The sequence below is a fragment of the Rufibacter tibetensis genome, assembly GCF_001310085.1.
In the GTDB taxonomy this organism is placed as follows: domain Bacteria; phylum Bacteroidota; class Bacteroidia; order Cytophagales; family Hymenobacteraceae; genus Nibribacter; species Nibribacter tibetensis.
In genome coordinates, this window is the sequence record NZ_CP012643.1 from 2,483,484 (window position 1) to 2,502,547 (window position 19,064).

Genomic DNA, 19,064 nt, shown 5'->3' on the forward strand with positions numbered 1-19,064 from the left:
AGAAATTGTGGGGGAGGAGAAAGAGAATATCATTGTTGACAAGAGCTATGCTTTTGCGCTTCGGGTGATTAAACTTTACAAGTACCTGACCCTGGAGCAGAGAGAGTTTGTGCTGGCGAAGCAGCTTCTTAGGAGTGGTACTTCCATTGGTGCAAATGTAGAGGAAGCCATAGCCGCAAGTTCTAAAGCTGATTTCGTTCATAAATTAAATATTGCCGCAAAAGAGGCACGGGAAACTTCGTACTGGCTGCGCTTGCTGAAAGACAGCCAGTACATTCCTGAAAATGCGTTTGATTCCATACATGAAGATTGCCTGGAGATAAGAAAGATCATCAGCAAGATCCTCATAACCATGAAGTCAAACTCATAATTTCTAATTTCTAATTTCTAATTAATTCATGAAATACGATGTAACGGTAATCGGTTCAGGTCCTGGAGGCTACGTGGCAGCTATCCGTTGTGCGCAGTTGGGTTTGAAAACCGCCATTATTGAGAAATATTCAGTGTTGGGTGGTACTTGCCTGAACGTGGGCTGTATTCCATCTAAAGCGTTGCTGGATTCATCTGAGCACTTCCATAATGCCGCGCACACGTTCAAGACGCACGGCATTGAGTTGGAGAACCTGCGGGTGAACCTGGAGCAGATGATTGCCCGCAAAAGTGACGTGATCAAATCTAACAATGATGGTATTGCTTACCTCATGAAGAAGAACAAGGTAGACGTGTATAACGGCCTTGGTTCCTTCGTGAACAAAAACACCATCAAGATTACAGGCCAAGATGGCGCTGAGCAGCAGATTGATACGGACAAGGCCATCATCGCGACTGGTTCTAAGCCCATCAACCTGCCATTCTTACCAGTTGATAAAAACCGCATCATCACTTCTACTGAGGCCTTGACCTTGAAAGAAGTGCCTAAGCACATGATTGTGATTGGCGGAGGCGTAATTGGTCTGGAGTTGGGTTCTGTTTACGCCCGTTTAGGCGCGAAAGTAACTGTGGTGGAATACACCGATGCTATCATCCCTACCATGGACCGTTCCCTTGGGAAAGAACTACAGCGTGTGTTGAAAAAGACACTTGGCTTTGAGTTCTTCTTCGGGCACAAAGTAACAGGTGCAGAAGTACAGGGTGAAGGCGTAGTCGTAACCGCTGAGTCTCCTAAAGGCCAAACGGTAACGTTTGAAGGCGATTATTGTTTAGTATCTGTAGGTCGTAAACCATTCACCGAAGGCTTAGGTTTAGAGAACGCAGGAGTGCAGCTCGGTGAGCGCGGCATTATTGCCGTTGATGATCATCTGCAAACTAACGTGCCCGGCATCTACGCCATTGGCGACGTAGTACGTGGTGCCATGTTGGCCCATAAAGCTGAGGAAGAAGGCGTATTGGTAGCCGAGATCATGGCGGGGCAGAAACCACATATCAATTACAACCTGATCCCAGGGGTAGTATACACTTGGCCAGAAGCAGCAGGCGTAGGTTTTACAGAGGAGCAACTGAAAGCAAATGGAGTTGCGTACAAAGCTGGTTCATTCCCGTTCAAAGCTTCAGGCCGTGCCAAAGCGTCTATGGACACAGATGGTTTCGTGAAGGTATTAGCCGACGCGAAAACAGATGAAATCCTTGGTGTGCACATGATAGGGCCACGCGCCGCTGACATGATTGCTGAAGCCGTAGTAGCCATGGAGTTCCGGGCTTCCGCGGAGGACATCGCCCGTATGAGCCATGCCCACCCAACGTATACTGAGGCCATGAAAGAAGCTTGTTTAGCTGCCACAGAGAACAGAGCGATTCATATTTAACATTTATTCGCCAAGTATTTACAGACAGAAGCCCAGCTATTGTACAATAGCTGGGCTTCTGTCTGTAAATACTTGTAGTAACATGATAAAATTGATAGGAGATAAAGTATGTGGGTTGTAAGGTGTAGATAAATTTGTAATTTCTGCCTTTGAAGTAAAATGCCTTGCATGAAACATTTTCTACTGTTAGCCCTTTTCTTTGTCTTCTATTTTTTTCCTCTTTTTACAAAAGCACAGCTAAAAGAGAATATTATATCTTTTGGTGGAAAGTACGATGATCGTATTGCCAAAGTCCTTCATGATAAGGACGAAAACAGGTATGTATTGGGTACTATCGGTATACCAAGTTCAGGAAGTACGAACGAATACCAAGGTCAAGAAATTGATTTTGGAAGTCTGAAGAGGAAAATAATTAATGGTTTTGTTGCCAAGTTTAGTAAAGATAATAGACTGCTATGGGTGCGAGAATGTCCAAAAGACCTGACAGGTTCTTATGACGACTTTACCATTGATGTTAACGGGTCAGTGTTTGTGACCGGTTCTGTGCATTATGGGCAATTTGTCTTAGAAAAGCTTGATACAGACGGTAATTTGCTATGGGAAAAGAAATACAAATCTAAAACACTTTTTAGGGATTTCACTGGGCAAAGTGTAGCCACAGATAGCCACGGAAACGCTTACGTGGTGGGTTCGTTTGATGGAGCTAATATGGACCATTTAACGTTTGATTTTAATGGCACCAGCGAAAATAAATACACAGACTTTCTAGCCAAGTTCAGCCCAGATGGAACAGTAGTGTGGGTTAAGACATCCTTGGAAACCAACATGCTTTATGGTCAGGTGTTCGTGGATAATCAAGACAATGTCATCACCGCCGGAGGATTTAAGAACACGGTAACCATTGGTCAAAACACTTTTACAAACAGGACTCCTGCAGATGATTACGGCCCTGTATATGATAGGTTATTGGTGAAAAGGAGCCCTGAGGGAGAGGTGCTCTGGGCCAGGAGTTATCCTGTTAGGATCAATGGAGGAGCTAATGTGGCGCTAGCTGCTGACAATTCTTTCTATCTTTTTGCAGTAAATAATACTAATTCTGACAGTAAGGAAGTAACCATAGATGGTGTTACTTATAATAATTCGCTAGGAAATGTTTTACTGAAATTAGATGCCAATGGAACGGCCGAGTGGGCAGTGCCTTTTTGGTTGCCTCGCTATCCTGTTTCTTTATTACCAGTAAAAGATGGGCTGTATTTTGCCGGAAGTTTGAACTCAGAGCTTGTTTTCAAAGACAGAGTAATTAAAGGGAAGTCACTTTGGTACTCAGATATCTTCCTGATGCATTTGAGTTCAGCAGGTGACATTTTAGGAGTAAATACATTTGGAGGTCCCAATACGGAACTGCATCCGAAGCTCTCTTATATACCCCATAGCAAGACTTTTGTGCTAGCTGGTGCATTCTACAACCAACTTCCAATTAATGACAAATTTCTAGTGAGCAAAGGGCAGGGGGATATCTTCATAGGGGAGTTGGTAGACACTTTGCAAGGAGACCAGGCCTCCAAAATCAGCGGTAAATTGTATGTAGATCAGAATGCCAACTGTGTACTTGACGTCTCAGAGAAGGGTCTTGCAAATAAACTGATCAAAATTGAGCCGGGCTCTTTATACAGTATGTCTGATGCAAACGGAAACTATTCTTTTAAGGTCCCATTGGGAGCCACCCACATAACGCCCTTAGTTTCTCCTGCTTACAAGGCACAAGTCGTAAAATCATGTTTGGAGAGCACTCAGATCACAACAGACAGCTTGACGCATGACGTCAAAAACGTGAATTTCGGATACACTTTCAAAGAATGCACTTCAATATCCGTTGACATTGCCGCTGACCGCAGGCGCCGCTGCATGCAGAGTTCTACCACGGTCACTTATATAAATGACGGAGTAGCTGATGTGCACAACGTCAAAATCAAGGTCATTTATCCCGAGTATGTAGTCCCTATCAGCAGTTCCCTGCCTTGGGTAGCCAGACAGGATTCAGCGTTGATTTTTGACATTGGGACCCTGAAAGCTGGCGAACGCCATAGCTTTGTGATTTCAGATTCTACCGTGTGTGGCATTGAATCTATCAGAGGTCTAAGTCAATGCGTAAAGGCAATGATCACCCCAAAAAACTCTTGTTCGGAACCTGGCCAGGAGTGGAATCAGGCAAGTGTAGCCCTAGCGGCTACTTTCCTGAAGCAAGCGAAGATGGCCGCGTTTACCATTACCAATGCAGGCACCCAAGACATGGCTGATAGTACGGCTTACCGGGTGTTCGCCAACGCTGCCTTGGTAAAGCACGGGAAAGTGAAGCTGGAGCGCGGGGCTTCTGCCCGTCTGGAAGTACCGGCCCAAACCATGACTTATCGGTTGGAGGCAGACCAGGTGCCGCATCATCCGGGGCAAAGCCGGCCAGCAGTCAGTATTCAACCGTCTACCATTCCGGTAGATTTGCCGATGAATGCCATGCCAACCCCTATTGATGATTTCTTTCAGGATGATGCTGACGCGGAGGTAGACGTATCCTGCATGGTAATTGTAGACAGTTATGACCCCAATGACAAACAAGTAAGTCCGCAGGGTATTACCTCCCGCCACTATATCAAGGCAGAAGATGAACTCGAGTATTTGGTGCGTTTTCAGAATACCGGCACAGATGTGGCCTACAATGTGGTAGTCAAAGACACGATCAGCGAGCACCTGGATATTTCTTCTCTTCGGATTGGCTCCGCATCTCATCCTTTCACTTACACCGTTACAGGAAAAGGAAGGCCGGTGCTTACCTACACCTTCAAGAACATCAATCTGCCAGACCATAAAACCAATGAGCCCGGAAGCCACGGATACATCAAGTTCTCAATTGCTCAAAAAGCAGATAACCCAAAAGGAACTGTGATCAGGAATACGGCTCACAACTATTTCGATTTCAACAGCCCAATTGCCACCAACGAGGTGGTGAACATAATTGGCGATACGATTCTGATTTCACCAGTGCCGGTGGTGGTGTACGACTGCGGAAAAGAGAACCCAACGGTTGCCCAAGCCGGTAATCCTATATCTCTATGTGAAGAAAGCCAGACAATACTGCAGGCAAATGCGCCTGACAAAGGCAATGGCTTTTGGAAACTGATCAGTGGCCGAGCCACCATTGTTGATCCTGCTAACCCTACCTCGGCGGTTCAGAACATTGGTTACGGCGAAACCTTTTTGGAGTGGACTATTGCGTTATGTGAAAAGGTCTCCAGGAGCCAGGTGAAAATTACCCGAAACCAGATTCCAGACGCACCACAGGTTGCAGCCCTGCCCTTGCAGTGTGAAGGTGATTCCCTGCAGCCTTTGGTGGCTACCGGAAGCAATATAGTCTGGTATCAGGATGCTGGTAAGCAGCTAAGGCTATTTGCCGGGAACTCGTTCACTACGTCTGTTTCAGCTACCACTACTTTCTATGCTACTCAAACCGTAAACGGCTGCGAAAGTCCGGCACAGGCAGTTGAAGTGAAAATACATCCAAAACAAGTGCTTGTGACAGTAACCGGAGATACCTTGATCGCGCCTTCCGCAGATACTTACCAATGGTTCTTCCAAGAAAAAGTCATGAATGGAGAAACAAACCAGCGCTTATTGGTTAAGAACAGTGGTCAGTACAAAGTAAAGACCCTTACTTCTGGTTGCGAGTCAACAAGTGAGAACCTGGAACATGATATCCACTTGCTGGCATCTGCTCTTACCTTGAACCCTAACCCAGTGCAGGAAGAGTTAGTGGTTAAGTTTGCAGCCAATGCTACAGGTGAAGTGAAAGTTCTTGTAAGGGATCAGTTAGGAAGGCAGGTCGCTCGTTATGCTTTTAAGAAGGAACATACTATTATGGAGCAGCAGTTGCCAGTTAACGCCATGGTCCCGGGCATGTATTTTTTAGAAGTTCAATTGGGCAAGGAAGTCTATAGAGTGAAGTTTGTAAAGTTATAGGGGCAGGAGAGAACATTGCACATTGAAATACCTAGTCCACCTCAAACTAAACTGTCTTCAACTATAACACATATAAAAGGAGAGGGCTCTCCTTCATTGGGAGAGCCCTCTCTTATTAGTTTAAGCTCCTTTTATGTAAAACAGCTTTAGAACAGGGTTAGAAATTCCAACCTACCGTAGCAATGAAGTTAGTATTTTTGATGCTGTTCTTTACCGTTGGGGTTAACACCTCATAGAACTCAGAATTAGGGTCATCAAACTCAGTGTTCACAAAAGGAGTGTAGACGCTATTATATTTGCTGTACACCAAGGCTCCGTCAATAAAGAAGTTAGCTTGTCTGATGCCAATTCCAGCGGTGTAATAAGACCGGGCCTGGTTTACGTCACTATTTTTAAACGGATCACCATATAGAGCGTAACCAGCTCTTACCCTGAAAACATCAAACCTGCCTTCAGCTCCAATACGGTAGTTCAGGGCTTTGTCATACACGTTCTGGATGGACTGGTTCTCACTCTGGAAAGAGTCATCAGAACTTAAACGGGCGCTGGTATAATCCACATACTCAACATCGGCAGTGATGAACCCATTTTTACCTAAGAAAACTGCCGCGCCACCTGTTGCCCTGAATGGTGTGCTTAAGCTGTATTCATATTCACCGGGATCTGTACCAAAAGACTGATTCAAAGAAGCACCGTCTTCAGGAGCTCTGTTGAAATTTACATTCAAATTAGTGCTGAACTGATCGGTTAAGGTGTACCAGGTTGGGGTTTGCACAGAAACACCAAAGCGCAGCATATCACTTGGTTTGAAAATAGCACCAACCCGTAAGCTTAAGCCTGTGCCTTCTGTCGTTAACTCATCCCGAAGGGTAAGGTCTGTGATATCACTAGCCGGACCTGTTTCAGTGTAGATTCTGCTCTGCTTGAACCTAAGCGTAGTTAGACCTACTGAAGCACCTAAGAACAACTTATCGCGGTAGCTAGCCCCAAAGGCGAAGTCCCATTGGTTCTGCGCCCCAGTTGACTCAATGTTCTCCTGAAGGGTGCTAGGATCTACCAAGTTTGGGGAGGTGTAGTAGCCATTGTCTTCTACATCATCTATAAGGTACGTTTCAAAGGCTAGTTCCTGCAGAGAGTTGGGGGTTAAGCCGAAAGCATTGGCACGTTGAGCGGCGTACTCCCCAAACTTCATAGTTTCAACTCCACTACTACCGCGGTAAAAGCTGCGTTGGTTGAAGTTGTTCTGCCTTGTATACCCAATTCCAAAAGAATTAGAGCGCCAGTCGCCTTCTTCATCATCGGCTTTGCGGGTGGTGAACACTGCTGAAAAACCTGGTATGTGTAGGTTGTTGCGGCTGTTAGAGGTTTCTGAACCAAAAACGGAGCTGCCTACCTCATTCACGTTAACTCCGGCGGAGACGGTGATTTCGTTACGTCTGAAAAGTCCCAGACCAGCTGGGTTACTAGAGAAAGAACCTGCATCGCCGCCAAGGGCTACGTTTGCCCCGCCAATACCCATGGTGCGGGCGGTCCCGCCAAATTCTGTTCTGGAATAACGGAGAGCATCTACCTCATTTTGGGCAAAGCTCTTTCCGGCACTGCCTAGCATTGCCAGGCAGGCCAAAAGAAAGCTGTATCGCTTCATGTAGTTTTTTGATAAGGGGATAGTTTAGTTTCTGCCTCTGCGGCCACCACCAGAACTGCTACCGCCACCGCTGCTGCCAGAAGAGGACGAAGAAGAACGGGTTGGCTCATAAGACGGGCTTGGTTCATAAGAGCGGGAACGGGACTCTGATGTTCTGCTAGGAGCAGGCGTATATTCTGACCGTTGACGTCTTACTGGTTGGCTGCTTTCTATACTGCCGGTGCGCATTCTTCTTTCCTGTGCCGGGGCACCAATCTCTTGGTTTCCAGAAGGCGTACCTACTTGTCTGCGGCGTGGCTGAATAGTGCCATCTCCATTTGGTTGGGCAGTGGCTGACCTGGAAGAACGGGTTCTGTAGCCTGGCTCCAACGCAGTAGCGTTGCTTGACCTGTTAGAACCAGGGGCGGCAATGCTGCCACGTCCGTCACGGGAAATATTAGGATTGCGTCCTGTGTTGCTGCTTCTGTCATTACGACGGCCATAGGCCACGTTATTGGCAATTACGCGACCACCATAAATGTTGTCATAGTAACCTCCGCCATAACCTCCACCACCAAATCTGTAAGGATTGTAGCCATAGCCAAATCCGTTACCGTAACCCCAGGGGTTGTAGTAACGACCAAAGCCTAAGCCAATGCCAATAGACATGCCTGGTCTTGGCCAGAAAGGATCATACATGGCCATGCTTGCCATGCCTGGTCCGTAGAACGGATCATACCATGGGTCCATCCAGGGGTCCATCATGATGGCTCTGGAATAGTAGCGGCCCGGAGAATAAAAAGGAGATGCGTAAGCGTAGAACGGATTCCCGAACGGCGCATCATAGTAAGAGTACTGGTAAGGTGTACTGCTGTTCCGGCGATTTCTTGCATAAGATTCCGGATCGCTTACGCGGTCAGTGATGTCCCTAGAGGCATCATCAGTGCCGGAAAACTCTGCATCGCCTATTTCCTGCTCCTCTAGTGGGGGCTCTACATACGTAACTTTATCTGTAGAAGAGAAATACACATCATCTGTCTCACTGGTCTGTAAGTTGGAAGATGTGCTACACCCAGCGGCCAGAAAACCCAGCAGCGGCAGTATAAGCAGCTTTTTCGTTGTATATTTCATGAGAGTATAGTAGTTGGTTATGGATGCTAGATCAATTCACGAAGCCCAGTCACACGAGTATCCGGTTCGCCAACGTTTCTATTCAGATATATTAACGTATTTTTGAGCCGAAAAGGTGTAGAATCGCGCAATAAAATAAGCAAATTCTATGCCGCGTTATTAGAGATTCGCTATATATTTCTTCTTTATCAAAGATACAAAAAATGAGCAAAGGGTTGCCTAAACGAAGTGAGGATTATTCTCTCTGGTATAATGAGTTAGTAAAAAGGGCCGGGCTGGCCGAGAACTCGGCGGTGCGCGGTTGTATGGTGATAAAACCATACGGATACGCCATCTGGGAAAAGATGCAACGGGTGTTAGATGACATGTTCAAAGCTACAGGACATTCTAACGCATATTTTCCCCTATTCGTGCCTAAAAGTTTGTTTGAGGCCGAAGAACAAAATGCCGAGGGCTTTGCGAAAGAATGTGCCGTAGTAACGCATTACCGTCTGCAAACTGACCCTGACAAGCCGGGTAAATTACGCGTGGACCCCAATGCCAAGCTGGAGGAAGAATTGATTGTGCGCCCTACCTCAGAGGCCATTATCTGGAGCACCTACAAAGGCTGGATTCAAAGCTACCGTGACTTGCCTTTGCTCATCAACCAATGGGCAAACGTAGTGCGCTGGGAAATGCGTACGCGCCTGTTCCTGCGGACCGCTGAGTTCCTGTGGCAGGAAGGGCACACCGCCCACGCCACCGCGCAGGAAGCCATTGCCGAAACTGAGCAGATGCTCCACGTCTACGCTGACTTTGCTGAGAACTTCCTGGCCCTGCCCGTAGTACGCGGAAAGAAAACTCCCAATGAGCGTTTTGCCGGAGCTTTAGACACCTATTGCATTGAAGGTTTGATGCAAGACGGCAAAGCCCTGCAAGCCGGAACCTCGCACTTCTTAGGTCAGAACTTCGCACAAGCATTTGATGTGAAATTTGCCACCAAAGAAGGCGGGCTGGAACACGTATGGGGAACCTCATGGGGCGTAAGTACCCGTTTAATGGGTGCCTTAGTGATGGCGCACTCTGATGACGAAGGCTTGGTGTTGCCTCCAAAATTAGCCCCTATCCAAGTGGTGATTGTGCCTATTTACAAAGGCGAAGAGCAACTGGCGCAAATCTCTGAAAAGGTGTTAGGTCTGAAAAAACAGCTGGAAGCCAAAGGCATCTCCGTGAAGTTTGATGATCGTGATACCGAACGCCCAGGCTTCAAGTTTGCCGAATGGGAGCTCAAAGGTGTGCCGGTTCGCATTGCCATTGGGGGTCGTGATTTGGAGAACGGCACCGCTGAAGTAGCCCGCCGCGATACCAAAGAGAAGAGCTCGCAGCAGTTTGATGAGTTAGTAAACCTGATTCCTGCGTTGCTGGACGAGATCCAGGCAAACATCTTCCAGAGAGCCTTAGACTTCAGAGAAGCCAATACCACCAAAGTTGATTCTTATGATGAGTTCAAGCGCATTCTAGACGAGAAACCAGGTTTTGTGTTAGCGCATTGGGATGGTACACCAGAAACTGAAGAGCGCATTAAAGAAGAAACCAAAGCGACCATCCGTTGCATCGCTTTAGACTCTCCGGAGGAAGATGGCGTGGACATGGTAACGGGTCAGCCTTCTAAGCGCCGGGTGTACTTTGCCAGAGCTTACTAATCTATATCAGGTCAAGAGCCTGGCTGCTTAGTAAATTAAAAAAGAAACGAGAGTCGCTGTAGAAGTGGCTCTCGTTTATTTTTGACCCTGTTTTCTAAAAAGTACCGTTAAAACAGTCTGCCAGCACAAGGGGCAATGCACACACTTTCGTACTTTTGAAACATAAACGCTTAACCTACCTCATATGAAAAGCATCGCCATTTTTTGCGGAGCCAGCAGCGGCCACAATCCAGTGTACCGTGAAGCTGCCCAAGCCTTAGGAACCATGTTCGCGGAGAAAGGAATAAGGCTGGTGTACGGCGGCGGGAAAGTAGGCCTAATGGGCGTCATTGCCGATGCGGTCCTGGCCGGCGGCGGTAAAGTGGTGGGTGTGATCCCGAAGAGTTTAGTGGACATGGAGGTAGCCCACGCCGGTCTCACCGAGTTGCACGTGGTGCAAACCATGCATGAGCGCAAAGCCCTGATGGCCGCGGAGTCTGATGCCTTTGTAGCCATGCCGGGTGGCTTTGGGACCTTTGATGAGTTCTGCGAGATTGTCACCTGGAACCAGCTTAAGATCATACAGAAGCCAGCGGCTCTCTATAACGTGAACGGCTATTTCAATCCATTCCTGCAGATGATGGATCACAGCGTGAGCGAAGGTTTTGTGAAGGCTGAGCAGCGCGACAACATCATCGTCGCTGATCAGGGCGAAGAGTTGCTTAACCTAATTATAAATCACTCACCCGTTATCACCGAGAAGTGGGTAGACTTTAAAAGGATCTAATGTAAATGCTACGTGTTTCTGGAGGTGGCTTGTTTTAACTGCATTTATGTAAAACCAGTCTCAAAATAGAATTTGTAGGCCCGACAAAACCCATAAAAGAAGAAGCCCCGGCACACGCCGGGGCTTCTTCTTTTATGGGTTTTGTTATTGTGCTACGTGATGCTAATCTAAGCTTCCTGCACCATCTGTGTCACGGCATCTATCCATAAAGGATGCGTGTTCAGGCTTTCTACCAATTGCCAGTGCTCACCGCCCGCAGCCTCAAATTCTTCCTTGAATTCCTTGCCTACTTCAATGGTAGTCTCAAGGCAATCGGCCACAAACGCCGGACTGAACGCCAAGACACTTTTTACGCCAGCCGCAGCCAAGTCTTTCAAGATAAAATCGGTGTAGGGTTGTAACCAAGGATCTTTGCCCAAGCGCGACTGGAACGACACGGTGTATTTATCCTCAGGTATGTTCAACGCTTTAGCCAATTGCCGTGAGGTCTCAAAGCATTGGGCTCGGTAGCAATAGCGGTTGCGGCTGTGGTACGTGTTGCAGCAAGCACCTAGCTGGCAATATCCTTTGGTACTCGCTTTCAGAATCTGTCGCTCCGGCAAACCATGGTAACTGAATACCACGTGGTCATACTCGCGTTTGGCCATGTGGGCACGCGCAATTTCGGCGAAGGTGCCAATGAAGCCCGGGTGATTGCAGAACGTGCTGATGAACTTGAGATCAGGAATCACTTCCCACTTGCTCACAATCTCCATCACCTTTTCCTGCACAGAGCCCGTACTAGCCGAGGCATACTGCGGAAACAAAGGCAACACCACAATGCGGTCCACCACTTTCTCCTGCAATTCCTTCAAAGCGTTCTCAATGCTGGGGCTCTGGTACCGCATGCCAAAGGCCACGTGGTAATCTTTTCCAAGCCTCTCCTGCACCAACCGCTGCAAGTCCAGGCCGTGAAACAGCAGGGGAGAGCCACGCTCGGTCCACAACTGGGCATAGATCTTCGCTGATTTAGGTGCCCGGAACGGTGCAATAACCCCATTCACCAGCATGTATCTGGAAGGTGCGGCAATGTCCAGCACCCGTTTGTCTAATAAAAATTCGCGCAGGTATTTGCGCACGTGCGGTACGCTGGGAGAGTCCGGCGTGCCGAGGTTCACTAATAATACTCCTGTTTTGCCAGTGGCTCCACTTTTCATACGCTTTCAATTGAGCTGCAAAGATACGGATTTGAGAAGCAGTTGACACGAGCCAAATAGATGATCTCCATCATTTTCCTATAGATAATACCAATGAGGTATAGAGAAAGGTGCTTCGGTTTCAGGCTTGTTTTCTTCAAAACGGCCTTGAACCTACTAAGTGCGAATGGAGGGTAAATGTTTCAAATTCTTGATTGCTTCCCTTAAAACTAAGACGCAAACATGTGCTGGTGCGAGCCTCCGGTTCGTGTCCACATGTATTCCTGATTGATAAACTTGCCTTGGGAAAAGTTAATATGCTTGCTGGCACGAGCCTCTGGCTCGTGCCAGCGTTAGATTTGAATGTCATTTTGGAGCTGTTTTCCTGAGAATGAGCCATAAACGTAACTCCAGAGGCATCGTAAGCAGAAGGGTAGTCTTTGAACTCCTGATTCAGAACTCATTAAAAAGCGTTACCTTTGCAAATTGTTTAAAATGGAGGTGAATAAAATGGCAGAGAAGCCGCACAAGGCAGGGTTTGTAAGTATCATCGGGAAGCCTAACGTAGGCAAGTCTACCTTGATGAACGTGATGGTAGGCGAAAAACTGTCCATTATCACCTCAAAAGCCCAGACCACCCGTCACCGCATCATGGGGATTCTCAACTCAGAGGATTTCCAGATTGTGTACTCAGATACACCCGGCATCATTCAACCACAGTACGAGCTGCATGAGTCCATGATGCGTTTCGTGCATGCTTCTTTGGAAGATGCTGATGTCATCTTGTTTGTAACTGACATTTACGAGAAGCACGACGAGAGCGAAGTGGTAGAGCGTCTGCGCAAAGCCAAAGCCCCCATTCTGCTGCTCATCAACAAAATTGACCAGGCTACGCAGGAAGAGGTAGTTGCCAAAATAGAGTACTGGAAAGAGCAGCTTCCGGCGCAGGAATACATGGCCATTTCAGCGCTGCACAGCCAGGGTACCCCTGGCGTGTTCCAGAAGATTCTGGATTTGTTGCCCGAGCACCCGGCATATTATCCCAAAGATGAACTAACCGACAAGCCTGAGCGTTTCTTTGCGGCTGAGATGATCCGCGAAAAGATTTTCCTGAATTACAAAAAAGAGATTCCTTACAGCTGTGAAGTAGTCATTGAAGAGTTCAAGGAAGACGAAACCATCATCAGGATGCGCGCCGAAATCAGTGTAGAGCGCAAAAGCCAGAAAGGCATTGTGATCGGTGACAAAGGCGCGGCACTCAAGAAAGTTGGTACCCAGGCCCGCATTGACATGGAGGAGTTCTTCCAGAAGAAAGTGTTCCTGGATCTGTACGTGCGCGTGAACGAGAACTGGCGCGCCGACAAACGTCTTCTGGACCGTTTCGGCTATAACAGCATTTAACTAGATGCTAGTAGTTAGATACTAGATGTTAGACGAAAGAATTTATGTAAGTCTAGCATCTACAATCCAACTACTAACATCTAACAAAATTCCCTAGCGGCGCCACGAAGGCGATACCGCAGGTTTAACCCGCGTTTTGGGAGCGATTCCCGAAAAGGAGCCTCAAAACGCACATTCCAATTGATATGGCACAAAATACAATCGCCATTGTAGGACGCCCCAACGTGGGCAAATCAACCCTGTTCAACCGTTTAGTAGGACACCGCAAAGCCATCATGGACAATGAGAGCGGCGTTACGCGTGACCGCCACTACGGCCACGGCAACTGGACAGGCAAGTACTTTACCGTTATTGACACCGGCGGATACGTGCGCGGGTCAGATGACATTTTTGAAGAAGAGATCAGAAAGCAGGTGGAGTTGGCCATCAAAGAAGCCGATGTGATCCTGTTTATGGTAGACGTGGATGCCGGAATTACTGGTTTGGACCAGGAGTTTGCCGATGTATTGCGTCGCACTGACAAGCCGGTGTACATTGTCGCGAACAAAGCCGATACGCATACCCGCGGTCACCTGGCCGGCGAGTTTTACGCCTTAGGTTTTGAAGGAGAGATTTTTCCTATTTCCAGCCAAAACGGCTCCGGCACGGGAGAGTTGTTAGATGAGGTGGTAAAGCACTTCCCGGAAGAAGGGATTGAAAACCCAGAGGCTGGTATTCCGCGCATTGCGGTGGTAGGTAGACCTAATGTGGGTAAATCATCGTTTGTGAACTTGCTTTTGGGCGAGGAGCGCAACATCGTAACCGATATTGCCGGCACCACCCGTGATTCTATTCACTCGCACTATAACGCGTTTGGCAAGGAGTTTATCATTGTAGACACCGCCGGGCTCCGGAAGAAAAGCAAAGTACACGAAGACATTGAGTTTTACTCAGTGCTGCGGTCTGTGCGTGCGCTGGAGGAAAGTGATGTGGTCATTGTAATGCTGGATGCTACCCGCGGAATTGAAGCCCAGGACATGAACATCATCGGCCTCGCCGATAAAAACCGTAAAGGTCTGGTGATTCTGGTGAATAAGTGGGACCTGGTAGAAAAAGAAACCAATACTATGCGCGACATGGAGAATGCCATCCGGGAGAAGATTGCGCCTATTGCGTATCCGCCTATCGTGTTTATCTCGGTGCTTACGAAGCAACGCGTACACAAAGCCATTGAGACGGCCATTCAGGTGCACGAAAACCGCTCCATGAAGATTCCAACCTCTAAGCTGAACGATTCCATGCTGAAGGAGATTGAGCGCTACCCGCCGCCGTCTATCAAAGGCAAATTCGTGAAGATTAAGTATGTGACGCAGTTGCCTACCAATACGCCTACGTTCGCGTTTTTCTGCAACCTGCCGCAGTATATCAAAGAGTCTTACACCCGTTATCTGGAGAACCGCTTGCGCGAACATTTTGGTTTTGAAGGCGTGCCCATTAACTTAGTGTTCAGAAAGAAATAAGAAGCCAGGTCTTTTGTTTCTTTCTTCGCGACTTTATCCCCACATAACCCTAACTTTTAGTAACGCTTATGAGAACCGTTTTCCCAGTAGTGGCAGCAGCAGTAATGTTGGTTTTTTCTGCCTGTGAGGCAAACCAATCGCAGGAAACTTCCTCTGCTACTACCTTAGAAGAGGCTGCTAATGCAACAGATATTGCTGAAACAACTGCCGCTCCTATTGATACCGCCGCTTACAAAACGGATTCCCTTTCTGCTGATACTACTGGAACAAACTAAGCGAGAGCTTATAAGAACCAGAGGTTTTTATTTTTTATGACAAGGCGTGGGTTGGCCCTGATGTACTTCAGGAACGGCCTGCGCCTTAGTCGTTTAAAAAGAATGTGATTGCATTGTGCCTATATCTTTCCCTGAAAATATATCCATTCTTCCATACATGCGTACACTACCCAAAAGAAACGTAACTCCTTCTTTTGCGGCCCCACAACAGGTGTAGGTGAAAGAAAGAGAAAGATAGATTTCCCGTTCAGACAAAATAAAACTATGAAAAAGATACTGTTTCTATTTGCGCTACTTAGTGGTTCTTTAAGCTTCTATGCATGTGATTCTAAAAAAGAAAATCACATGGAAGACCAGGCTGAGAAGGTAGAACTGCACGCTGAAATGGCTGGTGATTCTACTTTGGCAGAGCAGGCCAGAGAAGCCAAAGACAGCATTGACGAAGTTGACCCAAAATAGGAGCTTCCTTAGCCTTTTAGGAAGCGAATGCTTTTCACGTACAAAATAAAACTATGAAAAAGACACTCTTTGTAATGATCTTGGCTGCAGGAATGATGACCTTTGGTTCCTGCAACAATGCATCTGAAAACCGTGGCGAGGAAGCTACTGAAGAAGTAGAAGACGCCGGAGAAGAAGCAGGTGATGAAATTGAGGAAGGTGCCGAAGAAGTGGAAGAGGAAGTAGAAGAAACCGGCAACAGGTCAAATAATTAACGAATCTGTTTTTACCCAAAAGAAGAGGGCACCTTTGTAAAGGTGCCCTCTTCTTTTGGGTTTGTTTACGCTAACCGTTTCTGGATAAGGCTGTTCACCACCATAAAAAGCTGCGGAGGTGAAAGAGTGCGCCACGGAATCTTGTCCAAGCCCCCACCAAAGTTGATGTAGTAATCCAGGTGGTACTGCTGCATCTCCTGCACCACAAAATCCTGGAACCCGATGCCTGCAATCCAGCCTTCTTCCACATCGTCAAACCACTCCTCATAATAGGCATCGTCTGAGCCGTGGAAATTGAAAACGTTCTCGCCAATGAGAATATAGTGCTTAATGCCCTCGCCAACCATCAAGTCTAAGATGTTGCGCTTCAAAGACATGATGTCGTTGTTCAGCGTATCATTCCACTCGCCTATGAATTCAATGATGGCATAGTTGTCGTGGTAATCTACGTACAGAATCTTAATGAAGAGGGTCTCAGAATCAATGTCGTCCCATTGCGGGTGTATGTAGTACCCGTAAATGGTATTGATGTACTCCAGTTCATTGTTTTCAGCCCCGTAAAGCGGCGATCGTTCATCTTCTGAAGCCGAGTAGGCTTCTATCCAATTGTAAAAGGGCTCAATAGTATGCATGGCAATAAAGAGTGATTGCAGAATTGCATAACGGAGAAACAGCGGCGAAGGATGGCAGAAGGGCATAAAAAAGATTTGCTGTTAACCAGCGAATCTTGTAGGGTTGTTTATATAGCCTTTTTATAAAGTCAGGCAGAAAACAAGAACAGTGAACTAAACTATCTGACTGAGACTTTCCCGAACTTTAATTTAGCCTCAACTTCATGTACGGTTCTGTAGGGCCCTGAAATGCTTAGGGTATGGTTAACGCTATTAATGGTGATTGATTCTGAAGGGAACAGACGGCGCAGCAATCGTTTACCTGCTTTCTGGGAGATCAGCGTGATGGATTGTGTATTGGAACTTTGGATTTTATACCAAGCCTTGGCCAGGTAATCCATCACCCAGTCGTTCAGTTCTAGGAGGTTATCAACGTCATTAATGGTCAGGTTATACTGCCTAGTACCAATGGCAAGACCAGTAGCAATGCCTAGTGGATAAAAGGCCAATGAAATTTTCCAGATTAAGTCTTCATGGGTAAAGAAATTGCCTGTAGTTACTGCAAAGGCAAAGACTAGCATTAAGAAGGGAATGGAGGCCAGGCACACGTATCTTAAAAAGATATGTATGCTTGGCCTAAAAAAGCAAGTATCTAATTTCATGACCTGAAATTTAAGCTGCTTCTGATCTATGATAAATTAGTGGCTCCCGATAGAAGTGATAGCTGACCGAACGCTGCCGTGTAAGTCCAGCAATTCTTTGGCTTTCTCTTCAGAGATGTTCAGTTCTTCCATGATCATACGTACGCCCCGGTCTACCAGTTTATGGTTCGTGAGTTGCATGTCTACCATTTTGTTTCCTTTCACTCGGCCCAATTGGATCATGGTGGAAGTAGTGAGCATGTTCAAGGCCAGCTTCTGCCCGGTACCGGCTTTCATGCGGGTGCTGCCGGTTAAGAACTCAGGTCCGGTCACTACCTCTACCGGGAATTTAGCCACAGCCGCTACTTTGCTGTCTGCGTTGCACACAATGCAGCCGGTGGTAATGCCGCGCTCATTGCAGGCCTGCAAACCGCCAATCACATACGGCGTTCTGCCCGATGCCGCTATGCCTACTACCACGTCTTTCTCGTTCACGCCGTAAGCGTCCAGGTCTCTGATGGCTTGCTGGTCATCGTCCTCGGCAAACTCTACCGCTTTTCTGATGGCCGTGTCACCGCCCGCCATAATACCAATGACCATGTCAAACGGAACCCCAAACGTAGGAGGGCACTCAGAGGCATCTACCACGCCCAAGCGGCCGCTGGTACCTGCCCCAATATAGAACAGGCGACCGCCTTCTTTCATTTTGGCCACCGTGGCTTCCACAAGTCGCTCTAACTGCGGAATAGCTTTCTCTACGGCCAAAGGCACCGTTTTATCTTCTTTGTTGATGTTGGTCAGTAACTCAAGCACGCTCATGTGCTCAAGGTGGTTGTAGTGAGAGGGAGTTTCTGTAGTGCTCATACCGTTATGTTCTGTTGGTGATACAGGCTCAAACCTGCAATAGGACTCTCTAATATCTGACCTACGTTAATGCTGTATTTCTGGGCTACTGTTTTCAGGATGTCTCCAAAGTAGAAAGCGATAGAGCCTACAAAGTGGGTTTTTTTCTGTTGGTAGTCTGGGTATTTAATGACCGTTTTTTCAAAAAAGTCAGCAAAACAGCGGCAAATCAACTCGTAAATGAATGGGTGTTTCTGATGGTCAAAAAGAAACTTGGCATACGTGGCAATGTACCGGTTAGGGTACGGCTTACGGTATACGTGGTCTACTATCTCATCACGGGTTGTGTTATACCGGGCCATGAACGCCTCGTGCACGTCTGCCGGAAGTTCCTGGTTCAGGAACGCCTGAACCAGAAGTTTGCCCATGTACCCGCCACTACCTTCATCACCTAAAATGAACCCCAGGTTAGGCACGTTCTGCACAATCTTTTCGCCGTCATATAGACAGGAGTTAGAACCAGTGCCCAGAATACAGGCGATGCCTTCTTCGTGGCCGCACAAGGCGCGGGCCGCCGCTTCCAGATCATGGTGCACGTGCACGGTTGCCTCAGGAAAGTTGCTGGAGATTGCTGAGGCTACCAGGGCCTGTTTGTCTGGGGCACTGCAACCAGCCCCGTAAAAATGAATTTCCTTGGGAGCATACCCGGTCAATTGCGGAAGCAGGCTTTCGCGAATTGTCTCGGCAATCTGAGGGCCATCCTGGTAGTACGGATTGAATCCTATGGTATGGGCTTGCGCGACTACGCCCTCGGTGTCTATGATACGCCAGGCGGTTTTCGTAGAACCACTGTCAGCAATGAGAATCATATGGGTAGTTGAAAAACCTGTGTC

General features: G+C 47.4%; 17 protein-coding genes. 10 read left to right on the plus strand and 7 right to left on the minus strand.

Going from position 1 to position 19,064, the window contains the following annotated elements:
* The first annotated feature begins 7 nt into the window (after window positions 1–7).
* The 3 genes from DC20_RS10010 (at window position 8) to DC20_RS10020 (ending at window position 5,810) form a co-directional block, all read left to right on the plus strand.
* Window positions 8–370, plus strand: a complete 363-nt coding sequence (locus tag DC20_RS10010; protein ID WP_062543708.1) for a four helix bundle protein — start codon at window positions 8–10, stop codon at window positions 368–370.
* A 28-nt stretch (window positions 371–398) separates the two neighbouring features.
* Window positions 399–1,802 (plus strand): dihydrolipoyl dehydrogenase, encoded by a 1,404-nt coding sequence (gene lpdA / locus DC20_RS10015; protein WP_062543709.1) that lies wholly within the window; start codon window positions 399–401, stop codon window positions 1,800–1,802.
* A 459-nt stretch (window positions 1,803–2,261) separates the two neighbouring features.
* The gene (locus DC20_RS10020) at window positions 2,262–5,810 is read left to right on the plus strand and encodes a DUF7619 domain-containing protein (protein ID WP_169788176.1); all 3,549 of its coding nucleotides are present in this window, start codon (window positions 2,262–2,264) and stop codon (window positions 5,808–5,810) included.
* Window positions 5,811–5,967: 157 nt separating this feature from the next.
* On the opposite strand, the gene DC20_RS10025 is transcribed toward DC20_RS10020, so the two are convergent.
* Together DC20_RS10025 and DC20_RS10030 are read right to left on the minus strand one after the other, a co-directional pair.
* The gene (locus DC20_RS10025; RefSeq protein WP_157593124.1) at window positions 5,968–7,455 is read right to left on the minus strand and encodes an OmpP1/FadL family transporter; all 1,488 of its coding nucleotides are present in this window, start codon (window positions 7,453–7,455) and stop codon (window positions 5,968–5,970) included.
* A 24-nt stretch (window positions 7,456–7,479) separates the two neighbouring features.
* Window positions 7,480–8,565 (minus strand): Rossmann-fold NAD(P)-binding domain-containing protein, encoded by a 1,086-nt coding sequence (locus DC20_RS10030; RefSeq protein ID WP_062543712.1) that lies wholly within the window; start codon window positions 8,563–8,565, stop codon window positions 7,480–7,482.
* A 203-nt stretch (window positions 8,566–8,768) separates the two neighbouring features.
* Here DC20_RS10030 and proS point away from each other — a divergent pair, with 203 nt between their 5' ends.
* Both proS and DC20_RS10040 read left to right on the plus strand, forming a co-directional pair.
* On the plus strand, window positions 8,769–10,247 hold the full coding sequence (gene proS / locus DC20_RS10035; protein ID WP_062543713.1) for a proline--tRNA ligase: 1,479 nt from the start codon (window positions 8,769–8,771) through the stop codon (window positions 10,245–10,247).
* Window positions 10,248–10,431: 184 nt separating this feature from the next.
* Window positions 10,432–11,013, plus strand: a complete 582-nt coding sequence (locus tag DC20_RS10040; protein ID WP_062543714.1) for an LOG family protein — start codon at window positions 10,432–10,434, stop codon at window positions 11,011–11,013.
* Window positions 11,014–11,180: 167 nt separating this feature from the next.
* Here the strand turns inward: DC20_RS10040 and hemH are convergent, their stop codons facing one another.
* Window positions 11,181–12,209: a ferrochelatase gene (gene hemH, locus DC20_RS10045; protein WP_062543715.1), complete on the minus strand. Its 1,029-nt coding sequence runs from the start codon at window positions 12,207–12,209 to the stop codon at window positions 11,181–11,183.
* Between the two features lie 489 nt (window positions 12,210–12,698).
* Between hemH and era the strand changes: the two genes are divergently transcribed.
* The 5 genes from era to DC20_RS10070 all read left to right on the plus strand — a co-directional run bounded on the left by era (window position 12,699) and on the right by DC20_RS10070 (window position 16,076).
* Window positions 12,699–13,589, plus strand: a complete 891-nt coding sequence (gene era / locus DC20_RS10050) for a GTPase Era (RefSeq protein ID WP_062545901.1) — start codon at window positions 12,699–12,701, stop codon at window positions 13,587–13,589.
* A gap of 185 nt (window positions 13,590–13,774) precedes the next feature.
* The gene (gene der, locus DC20_RS10055) at window positions 13,775–15,088 is read left to right on the plus strand and encodes a ribosome biogenesis GTPase Der (RefSeq protein ID WP_062543716.1); all 1,314 of its coding nucleotides are present in this window, start codon (window positions 13,775–13,777) and stop codon (window positions 15,086–15,088) included.
* A 68-nt stretch (window positions 15,089–15,156) separates the two neighbouring features.
* Window positions 15,157–15,363, plus strand: coding sequence for a hypothetical protein (locus DC20_RS10060; protein ID WP_062543717.1), 207 nt, complete (start codon window positions 15,157–15,159; stop codon window positions 15,361–15,363).
* Between the two features lie 264 nt (window positions 15,364–15,627).
* A complete protein-coding gene (locus DC20_RS10065; RefSeq protein WP_062543718.1) occupies window positions 15,628–15,822 on the plus strand; it encodes a hypothetical protein in 195 nt (64 codons plus the stop codon).
* Between the two features lie 53 nt (window positions 15,823–15,875).
* A complete protein-coding gene (locus DC20_RS10070; protein ID WP_071885429.1) occupies window positions 15,876–16,076 on the plus strand; it encodes a hypothetical protein in 201 nt (66 codons plus the stop codon).
* A 65-nt stretch (window positions 16,077–16,141) separates the two neighbouring features.
* Here DC20_RS10070 and DC20_RS10075 read toward each other — a convergent pair whose 3' ends face one another.
* The 4 genes from DC20_RS10075 to DC20_RS10090 all read right to left on the minus strand — a co-directional run bounded on the left by DC20_RS10075 (window position 16,142) and on the right by DC20_RS10090 (window position 19,040).
* Entirely contained in the window at window positions 16,142–16,708 is a 567-nt protein-coding gene (locus tag DC20_RS10075) for a hypothetical protein (protein ID WP_062545902.1), read from the minus strand.
* 158 nt (window positions 16,709–16,866) lie between these two features.
* The gene (locus DC20_RS10080) at window positions 16,867–17,268 is read right to left on the minus strand and encodes a hypothetical protein (protein ID WP_062543720.1); all 402 of its coding nucleotides are present in this window, start codon (window positions 17,266–17,268) and stop codon (window positions 16,867–16,869) included.
* A 117-nt stretch (window positions 17,269–17,385) separates the two neighbouring features.
* Window positions 17,386–18,192, minus strand: coding sequence for an N-acetylmuramic acid 6-phosphate etherase (gene murQ, locus DC20_RS10085; RefSeq protein WP_062543721.1), 807 nt, complete (start codon window positions 18,190–18,192; stop codon window positions 17,386–17,388).
* Complete coding sequence (locus DC20_RS10090) at window positions 18,189–19,040, minus strand: N-acetylglucosamine kinase (protein ID WP_062543722.1); 852 nt, start codon at window positions 19,038–19,040, stop codon at window positions 18,189–18,191. Before DC20_RS10090 ends, murQ begins: the two co-directional genes overlap by 4 nt.
* Between the last annotated feature and the right edge of the window lie 24 nt (window positions 19,041–19,064).

Excerpts from the sequence above, each read along its gene's own strand:
- lpdA (WP_062543709.1), top strand. The coding sequence starts at position 399 with ATGAAATACGATGTAACGGTAATCGGTTCAGGTCCTGGAGGCTACGTG.
- DC20_RS10025 (WP_157593124.1), bottom strand. The coding sequence starts at position 7,455 with ATGAAGCGATACAGCTTTCTTTTGGCCTGCCTGGCAATGCTAGGCAGT.
- DC20_RS10030 (WP_062543712.1), bottom strand. The coding sequence starts at position 8,565 with ATGAAATATACAACGAAAAAGCTGCTTATACTGCCGCTGCTGGGTTTT.
- proS (WP_062543713.1), top strand. The coding sequence starts at position 8,769 with ATGAGCAAAGGGTTGCCTAAACGAAGTGAGGATTATTCTCTCTGGTAT.
- DC20_RS10040 (WP_062543714.1), top strand. The coding sequence starts at position 10,432 with ATGAAAAGCATCGCCATTTTTTGCGGAGCCAGCAGCGGCCACAATCCA.
- hemH (WP_062543715.1), bottom strand. The coding sequence starts at position 12,209 with ATGAAAAGTGGAGCCACTGGCAAAACAGGAGTATTATTAGTGAACCTC.
- era (WP_062545901.1), top strand. The coding sequence starts at position 12,699 with ATGGCAGAGAAGCCGCACAAGGCAGGGTTTGTAAGTATCATCGGGAAG.
- der (WP_062543716.1), top strand. The coding sequence starts at position 13,775 with ATGGCACAAAATACAATCGCCATTGTAGGACGCCCCAACGTGGGCAAA.
- DC20_RS10060 (WP_062543717.1), top strand. The coding sequence starts at position 15,157 with ATGAGAACCGTTTTCCCAGTAGTGGCAGCAGCAGTAATGTTGGTTTTT.
- DC20_RS10065 (WP_062543718.1), top strand. The coding sequence starts at position 15,628 with ATGAAAAAGATACTGTTTCTATTTGCGCTACTTAGTGGTTCTTTAAGC.
- DC20_RS10070 (WP_071885429.1), top strand. The coding sequence starts at position 15,876 with ATGAAAAAGACACTCTTTGTAATGATCTTGGCTGCAGGAATGATGACC.
- DC20_RS10075 (WP_062545902.1), bottom strand. The coding sequence starts at position 16,708 with ATGCATACTATTGAGCCCTTTTACAATTGGATAGAAGCCTACTCGGCT.
- DC20_RS10080 (WP_062543720.1), bottom strand. The coding sequence starts at position 17,268 with ATGCTAGTCTTTGCCTTTGCAGTAACTACAGGCAATTTCTTTACCCAT.
- murQ (WP_062543721.1), bottom strand. The coding sequence starts at position 18,192 with ATGAGCACTACAGAAACTCCCTCTCACTACAACCACCTTGAGCACATG.
- DC20_RS10090 (WP_062543722.1), bottom strand. The coding sequence starts at position 19,040 with ATGATTCTCATTGCTGACAGTGGTTCTACGAAAACCGCCTGGCGTATC.